Consider the following 7,672-nt stretch of genomic DNA (forward strand, 5'->3'; position numbering starts at 1 on the left):
ATGGGTTTCAACGGGAACGAGTACGTGTGTGGCCGCGACTAAGGCGATATAGGAAAGCAATCCTAAGCTGGGGGGACAATCTATAAGAATGAAGTCGTATTCATTTAGAACAGATTCAATGGCTTCCTTAAGGCGCAACTCGCGCATCGCAGCACTGACTAACTGCATTTCGGCTCCACTTAAGACTCGGCTTGCTGGAACCAAGTCCATGCCGTGAATGCCCTCATGAATCGGTAAGGGCTGCTCATCGATAATGGCATCAGCAACAGTTTTTTGTAACTGAGATGGCACTAACCCCATGAATTTGGTCAAGGATGCTTGGGGGTCTAGGTCAATGAGGAGAACGCGATGTTTTCGTTTTGCTAAGTGATATCCCAAATTTTGGGTCAGTGTCGATTTGGCGACACCACCCGCTTGGTTAAACAGGGCGATAATGCGGCAAAGATGGTCAGAAGTTGACACTGGCTTGCGTTCCATTTAGATACGTTAACGTTTGGTCAACCGACTCGGTTTTAGTTTCCAGTTTACGTGTATCAGATGAAAAAAGTTTATTTTTGGATAGAAATTCCAGTAGATTTTATATAACTTCACCGTATGTAGATTTAACAGTCTCACTATGCGGGAAAATAGCTGTTAGGTGTCTGCGGAGTGGTCAAAAGTAGCTGGTAGGGGTGCATCATGGAGACAAACTATACATTCAAATTTAATTCTGACACTGCCAAGTCAGCTCTAAAAGCAGCTAAATACGACCCTATTAACTTCTACGAGGCGCGTTTAAACCTGTTCAACCTCTCCGTAATGGCAGACTACGATCAGCTAATTTGCCTGCCCACACTAACTGCTATTGACAAATACTGGTATCAAATTGAAACAGCCCGAAAAGTACTTAGACAACTGGGTGGACGTGCATTACTAGCCGATGAAGTCGGATTGGGCAAAACCATTGAGGCGGGACTAATCATAGCCGAGTACTTAGCAAGGGGTATGGTACAGTCCATGCTGGTGTTAACTCCCGCATCTCTAGTTTCACAGTGGCAATCAGAGTTAAGTGACAAATTTAATATTGCTACTATCACCACAGATAACCGTGACCCGCAACAACCCATAGATGAATTTTGGACGAATAATCCGCGAATTATCGCTTCATTAAACACGGCTAAGTCTGCTAAACATTATCCCCACGTCACTAGTCGCACTTGGGACTTAGTTGTTGTCGATGAAGCTCACCACCTGAAAAATCGCACTACCCTAAACTGGAAACTGGTCAACGCCCTGTCGAAGCGGTTTATTCTCATGCTCACTGCTACGCCAGTGCAGAACTCCCTTATTGAACTGTTTAATCTGCTGACCCTCCTCAAGCCAGGACTGCTACAAACAGAAGCCGCTTTTAAAAAAGAATATGTCGATTCCAGGAATGGACGAGTCCCTAAAAATCCTGAAAAGTTGCGCTCCCTGATGCGGGAAGTTATGGTGCGAAATACCCGCGCCTTAGTAGATGTAAAACTGCCCAAACGCTTCGCTACTACAATTACCGTTACACCGTCGGCAGGCGAGGAGAAACTTTATCATGACTTGAGTGAGTATGGGGTGAAATGAGCAGCCGAACAGAAACTTACGCTAAGGAATTGATTAGTCGTTTTGAACCCAAGCGATCGCTCTTATAAACCTGTACCAATTGAAGGCTCTGAAATTTAAAAGCCTCAAATCCTTACTGTGCCGTACAAAAAAGCTGTACTAAATAACCTAGACTTTTACTGGTACAGCCAAAATAAGCTTTTTCTCCGTTTTTTGGTGACAAGAGCGATTTTATTTCTGTAACTCTTTCACAGCAAGGTTTTCAAGCGTTGCGTTGCGGTAAAATGTGTCTTCGCTATTTTTACCCCTAGTTGGGTGGCCGCCGAGATATGGATACTGTTGGCTAATGTACTACATATTTGTAAGTACAAGCAATACGTAAGCTCAAACCTTCAATCTTTCATTGCGGCTTTTAGTTGTAATATTTTTGTTTATAGGTTTGTAACACTTTCGCCAACAGCATCTACGCTATATCTACCTCATTTAGTAGTTAGTTTTTACCGAAGTTTATGTCTTTATTTACTTTGAAACTTGAAACACCACGTTTGTTACTACGTGAGTTTCAAAACAGCGACAAGGTAGCATTCGCCACTTATCGCTCTGATCCAGAAATAGCAAAATATCAAAGTTGGGATACACCTTATTCAGAAGCACAAGCAGCAGCTTTTATCGAATCGTTGCAGCATTTTACCTCTGGTATTTTAGGTGAGTGGTATCAGTTAGCAATTGAACTCAAATCAACAGGAGAAATCATTGGTGACTGCGCTTTCTGTATCTTAGCTGAGGATGGAAAACAAGCGGAAATTGGCTTTACCTTAGCGCGTAAATACCAAGGTAATGGCTATGCAACGGAAGCTGTAACTTGTTTATTAAATTATTTATTTAACCATCTAAATTTACATCGAGTGCGCGCTAACTGCGACCGTGAAAATATAGCATCCATTAAACTATTAGAACGAGTTGGTATGCGCCTTGAAGGTCGTTTTATTAAGAGTTTGTGGTTTAAAAATAATTGGGTAGATGAAATGTGGTTTGCTATTTTGCAAGATGAATTTGCAGCAGCCAATGTGTCTTTGCAAAATCACATAGGAAGTAAATAGATTCACCATATTCGGGGTCATCGTGCCGAAACGGGAAAATAGTGCGTACAAAAAAGCCACAGACATCTCCAGTTGATCACGGTTGCGGTTATCGTCGTAAATTTGCAGCGTATTTAGTTTGGCGTGTCTGCTGAGTTTTTGGGCTTTGCGGACATTGCCATCAGTTTTCTCAAGTACAGCTCAAAGCATAGTCCCGCTTCCCTGCCAACGTTGATCGCACGCCTTAATGACTGTCAAAAATTCCTGCTCGGTAACACCGCTAGTGTCACGGTAGGGCTGCACTGGCAAACACAGGCGCATCCTTCAATGCCTCACCGCGCAGTGACATTAACTCCAGCCATAGCTCTCCGACATTTTAAAGTGGGATTTTTAAATAATTATGGGACACTCCTAACTGGATAATTAAGCTGTGTTAGGGTGTGAGAAATGATTCCAGAATTTGACGAAAGTGGTATTTTACCATCAGGGGTGCATTGGGCAGAATGGTCAGAATTTCAAGAAATATTTGGTACAAATTTGACTAGACAGCGCATGATAGACGGTTTAGAACTGGCAATGACGCAACTAAAAGCAGCAGGCTGTAGGATTATTTATATTGATGGTAGTTTCGTCACCAGTAAACAAAAACCAGGAGACTTCGATGCCTGTTGGGAGGACAGCGGAGTTGATATAAAGTACCTAGAATCTATTGCTCCTACTTTATTTAATTTTGCGCTGCGGCGTGCCGAACAAAAAATTAAGTACAAGGGTGAAATCTTTCCGTCAAATTATCCAGCTAATGATTCCGGTACAATCTACATAGATTTTTTTCAATTTGATACTAGGACGAATACGCGCAAAGGAATTATTGCTATAGATTTACAAAGGTGGAAACCATGATGATCAAAAACGAGCAACAGTATCAAAATTCCTTAGAGTGGTTGCAACGCTTTGAACAGTCTATAGCAGAGTTAGATAGCAATGAACAATTGAAGGCAGAACCCGAACGGTGGAAGCTTCACCGAGATTCATATCAGAGTCAAGTTGACGAATTAAAGTTAGAAATTGCAGAATACGAAAGACTTATTAATTGCGATACTAGCAAGCCTTTAAAAATTCAAGTTGATTCTTTAAATAAGCTGCCAAATGCTTTAATCAAAGCTCGTTTAGCAGCCAAAATTAGTCAGCAAGAACTGGCTGATAGATTGGGAATTGCTGAACAAAGAGTTTATGAGTATGAGGATACAGATTATCAATGTGCCAGTTTCGTAGAAATCCTTGAAGTCAGCACTGCTTTGGGTGTCGAATTTGAAACTGCAACTGTGCAAGTAGATTTTGCAGAAATAGAAGCAGTTAAAAAAAGCGTGGACAAATGGCGTAAACAAAAAACGAATATTAAAACTAGAGCCTCATAAGTAATGTAGTACATTTCCTTTGCCCCACCTTTTTTTTAATATGAGTGAGTTAAGTGAGTTAAAAAATATTCGTGATAGCTTTCAACAAGATTTAAGAGACTGGTTTGATATAGGTCATTCTCTTATAGCAACAACCTTATTTGGAATTGACAAAATCAAAGAATATACATTGTCTAATCCTGAAGCTAGTTATAGCTTTAATGTTCCTATTGGTTTTGAAAACAGGAAAATATCTGTCAATATTAACACATTGAATTTACAGGAAGTCGCTGAAATATATTACAGTCATAAAGGTGCAATTACAGAATTAATTTATGGACGGTTTATTCAAAAATGGTATGATTTTCTTAACCAAATAATTGAACAAGTAACTAGATATCACATTACAAGTGTTAAAAATTATTCTAATCTACCTAAAATTGAATTGAAATTAGATTTATTTAATGACAACCTTTTAGAAGAAGTTCCTAAACTGTCATGGTTGAAATTTGATTCATATAGAGGGGTTGATAAAACAAGGGAGATTGAAAAAATTCTGAGCAAGAAGCTAGAAGATAATTTAAGTTATGAGATAAAAAAATCTATTATTGTTAGAAACCTACTAGAGCATAGACAAGGAATCATTCAAGACAAAGATATAAGCGGAACAGGTAAAAAAAGTATTAAGTTAATAGATGCTTTTGGAGAAGAAAAAGAATTTAACTCAGGTGATAAAGTTGAAATTACAATTTACGAAATATTTAGGCTAAAGCAAGTTTTTTATAATGCAGCCAAAAGTTTGATTCCAGACGACTCTTTCCCATTTATGGGTAGCGACGAGTTAGAGGAAAATAAAAAAATTACTGAAACTGTAGCTATCGCGGCAAATAAAACTGACGATAAACGGGAGCAACTTGTCAAGAAAACGAGAACTAAAAGTTTTGACAAATACGCCGATATTGCTCCTAAATCTAAGGAGGAACTTAAGCCTATTCTTAATAAAGAAAATAGTCAAATATATGCGATTCTCACCCTACTCATGAAAGGATCAACGCTTGATGAATTTGAGAATAAGGGACTTAACATCGGAACTGGACGGAAAGGATCGCGAACGTTCTTTGGTAAATACTTAAATGATACTTGGGGATACGGGATTAAGCGTACTGTTGACCCGTCTGATCCTACTAACATAAATAAGTATGTGTTTCATTTACAGTTCCCCGAAGGCGTTGATCAGCCTATATTTGTTAGCAAGGGAAAAAGTAAGAAAAAAGTTTAATGTGGCTGGAATGCCTGACGACCTCGATTAATGACCCAATACCCCATCTAGCTTATAGCTGGGGTTAATTTTGCGATTTTAGGCGTGTGTATGATGTGGGAAAGAGTAATTTCCCTACATTATTCAAAAATCCAAAGCAGAGATCGCGTTTTGTTTTTGCTTCTCAGTTACACCCAGATATCGCTCTAAAGCAGCCAAAGTCCGATGCCCCGATATCTCCTGAATATGGCGCAACGGTATCCCGGCATCGCTCATCCTGGTTAACGCAGTTCTCCGAAAACTGTGTGTACTAACGCCCTCAATGCCCAGCCGCAAACAGGTATCTCTGAGGATTTTATCGGCACTGACCTTGTGAATATGTAACAACCCATGCCTGCCGGGAAACAAGAACTCCTTGCGGCGGTTGGGGTTGTACTCTTCTAGATACTGCCTTAGCTTGGGATGCACTTGGATTTCCCTAGTGTCTCGCTTGCCTTTGGTGTTGACGCTGCGTAGTACTAACACACCTCTGACACCGTTGCTGCCAAACACGTCTTTCACTGCCAATGTGCAAGCTTCATTGATTCGGCAGGCAGCATAAAGACACACGCCAAACAAAGCCCGATCGCGTGGGTTGACAAAGCCCTCAGTAAATAGGACATTAATTTGATCGGGTGTGAGGATTTCTGCCCTGCCGAACCGGTTTATTTTCATAGGTTCTAGCCTACATGGTCTAAGATTAATAAAACAATGTAACTCACCAAAAAGCCTATTCTCTCGTGAGCGATGACACCCGATTAACCCAAACTTATCAATCAGCCCGAAACCACGACCGCTACAACCCGCATTCTTTCGTTGGCTGATAAAATTAGCTTATGGAGAGCAGCACATTGACCAATTGCAGGTATGATCTGCACCAGTATGATTTGCTCATCTTGCGGGTGTCTCAACTGTCTATACTCGCTTCTATACCAAGAGTTGATAAATCGTTGCTATCAAAACCGATATCAATTTTCTCTGCACCAGCGTCTAGATATGGTGTAGACGGTGCTTGCAACTGTAAATAAAGGTGAAACGGGGTGTAAATTGTGAGTTTTGACAACGTTTGTAAGGTTTTAGCTGAAAAATACCCAAGAGAATTTGCTAGTTGGTTACTGGCCCAAGCTCCGACACAGGTTAAGGTACTGAAGACCGAATTGAGTTTAGAACCAATTCGTGCTGATTCTGTGACATTTCTGCAAACAGCCAATCGCATTTTACACATCGAATTTCAAACCCGCACCATCTCAAATCCGCCGCTTCCATTCAGGATGCTGGATTACTCCGTGAGGTTAATACGTCAATATAACGTTCCAGTCACCCAGGTAGTAATTTTTTTACAAGAGACAAATAACGAAATTGCTTTTACCGAAGAATATGTTTCGGAGACAACAACTCACCGCTATCGAGTCCTGCGGATGTGGGAACAAGAATCAGCACTATTTCTTGATAATCCTGCATTATTACCTTTAGCACCATTAACAAGAACAACCTCACCGCAAAGGTTGCTATCGCAGGTTGCCCAGAGTGTTGCTAGAATTCCTGATAGGAATACTAGGCAGGATATTGCGGCTTACGCAGAGATTTTAGCTGGTTTAAAGTTTGAAAAGGAATTGATTCGGCAATTTTTAAGCGAGGATGTGATGCAAGAGTCAGTAATTTATCAGGATATTTTACAAAAGGGACAACAACAGGGACAACAACTTGAAGCTTTTCGGTTTTTAATGCGTCAATTAAATCGGCGTTTTGGTGAGATAGATGCATCGATAATTGAACGGATTCGAGGATTGTCTACTGAACAATTGGAAGTACTGGGTGAGGAATTTATGGATTTTACTACAATATCTGATTTGTTAACTTTACTAGAACAGCAGGAAAATAATTAAAATTTTTCACCACAAAATCAGGAATTGATTCGTCAATTTACTCTTTAGCAGTTGAGTGAACAAGCTAAACGCAGAACTTAAAGATGTTCGACAGAATGTCTGTCTATCATCACCAAAGGCTTTTTTTTAAGAAGGGTAATGAACATGGGTAGGTAGCCAGCCGCTCTTAAGAAGGAAGATAGAGAAAAGTTAACTACCACCACTCCCAGACTTAATCCTTTCGCTCTCCTCACCAATACATCATTCATTCATAATCAAGTTATAGTCGATATAACCAAGCATCGCGCCTCTTTTTATCGCCTCATAACGGTTCTTGACGTGCCATTTACTGTACAAATCGCTGGCATAATGTTTGACTGTACTAACAGAGAGAAACATTTCTTTGGCAATCTGTTCAAAAACTAAACCCTGAGCCAGTAAACGCAGGACTTGTATTTGTCG

Annotated in this window: 11 protein-coding genes; 7 read left to right on the forward strand and 4 right to left on the reverse strand. The window is 40.3% G+C overall.

Translation table 11 applies throughout. The features are described 5' to 3' along the window. Positions 1-477, reverse strand: a 477-nt coding sequence (locus H6G26_RS36065; protein ID WP_190736184.1) for an AAA family ATPase, incomplete at its 3' end; no start/stop codon positions are given. A 201-nt stretch (positions 478-678) separates the two neighbouring features. Between H6G26_RS36065 and H6G26_RS36070 the strand changes: the two genes are divergently transcribed. The 6 genes from H6G26_RS36070 (at position 679) to H6G26_RS36095 (ending at position 5,327) form a co-directional block, all read left to right on the forward strand. Next, positions 679-1,596 (forward strand): DEAD/DEAH box helicase, encoded by a 918-nt coding sequence (locus H6G26_RS36070; RefSeq protein WP_199327245.1) that lies wholly within the window; start codon positions 679-681, stop codon positions 1,594-1,596. A 488-nt stretch (positions 1,597-2,084) separates the two neighbouring features. Next, entirely contained in the window at positions 2,085-2,675 is a 591-nt protein-coding gene (locus tag H6G26_RS36075; RefSeq protein WP_190736186.1) for a GNAT family protein, read from the forward strand. A 123-nt stretch (positions 2,676-2,798) separates the two neighbouring features. Beyond that, positions 2,799-3,077: a hypothetical protein gene (locus H6G26_RS36080; protein ID WP_190736187.1), complete on the forward strand. Its 279-nt coding sequence runs from the start codon at positions 2,799-2,801 to the stop codon at positions 3,075-3,077. Between the two features lie 24 nt (positions 3,078-3,101). After that, positions 3,102-3,554: a hypothetical protein gene (locus H6G26_RS36085; RefSeq protein WP_190736189.1), complete on the forward strand. Its 453-nt coding sequence runs from the start codon at positions 3,102-3,104 to the stop codon at positions 3,552-3,554. Further along, positions 3,551-4,069, forward strand: coding sequence for a helix-turn-helix transcriptional regulator (locus H6G26_RS36090; RefSeq protein ID WP_347242572.1), 519 nt, complete (start codon positions 3,551-3,553; stop codon positions 4,067-4,069). Before H6G26_RS36085 ends, H6G26_RS36090 begins: the two co-directional genes overlap by 4 nt. A gap of 40 nt (positions 4,070-4,109) precedes the next feature. Continuing rightward, entirely contained in the window at positions 4,110-5,327 is a 1,218-nt protein-coding gene (locus tag H6G26_RS36095) for a hypothetical protein (RefSeq protein ID WP_190736192.1), read from the forward strand. 123 nt (positions 5,328-5,450) lie between these two features. Here H6G26_RS36095 and H6G26_RS36100 read toward each other — a convergent pair whose 3' ends face one another. Together H6G26_RS36100 and H6G26_RS36105 are read right to left on the reverse strand one after the other, a co-directional pair. Continuing rightward, positions 5,451-6,020: a site-specific integrase gene (locus H6G26_RS36100; RefSeq protein ID WP_190736194.1), complete on the reverse strand. Its 570-nt coding sequence runs from the start codon at positions 6,018-6,020 to the stop codon at positions 5,451-5,453. 232 nt (positions 6,021-6,252) lie between these two features. Beyond that, positions 6,253-6,408: a hypothetical protein gene (locus tag H6G26_RS36105; protein ID WP_157816855.1), complete on the reverse strand. Its 156-nt coding sequence runs from the start codon at positions 6,406-6,408 to the stop codon at positions 6,253-6,255. Here H6G26_RS36105 and H6G26_RS36110 point away from each other — a divergent pair. Then, on the forward strand, positions 6,395-7,231 hold the full coding sequence (locus H6G26_RS36110; protein WP_190736196.1) for a DUF4351 domain-containing protein: 837 nt from the start codon (positions 6,395-6,397) through the stop codon (positions 7,229-7,231). The genes H6G26_RS36105 and H6G26_RS36110 overlap by 14 nt on opposite strands. A 240-nt stretch (positions 7,232-7,471) precedes the next feature. On the opposite strand, the gene H6G26_RS36115 is transcribed toward H6G26_RS36110, so the two are convergent. After that, positions 7,472-7,672: LuxR C-terminal-related transcriptional regulator (locus H6G26_RS36115; protein WP_190736198.1), on the reverse strand; the 201-nt coding region annotated here is incomplete at its 5' end.

This window comes from Nostoc sp. FACHB-888 (assembly GCF_014696655.1).
In the GTDB taxonomy this organism is placed as follows: Bacteria; Cyanobacteriota; Cyanobacteriia; order Cyanobacteriales; family Nostocaceae; genus Nostoc.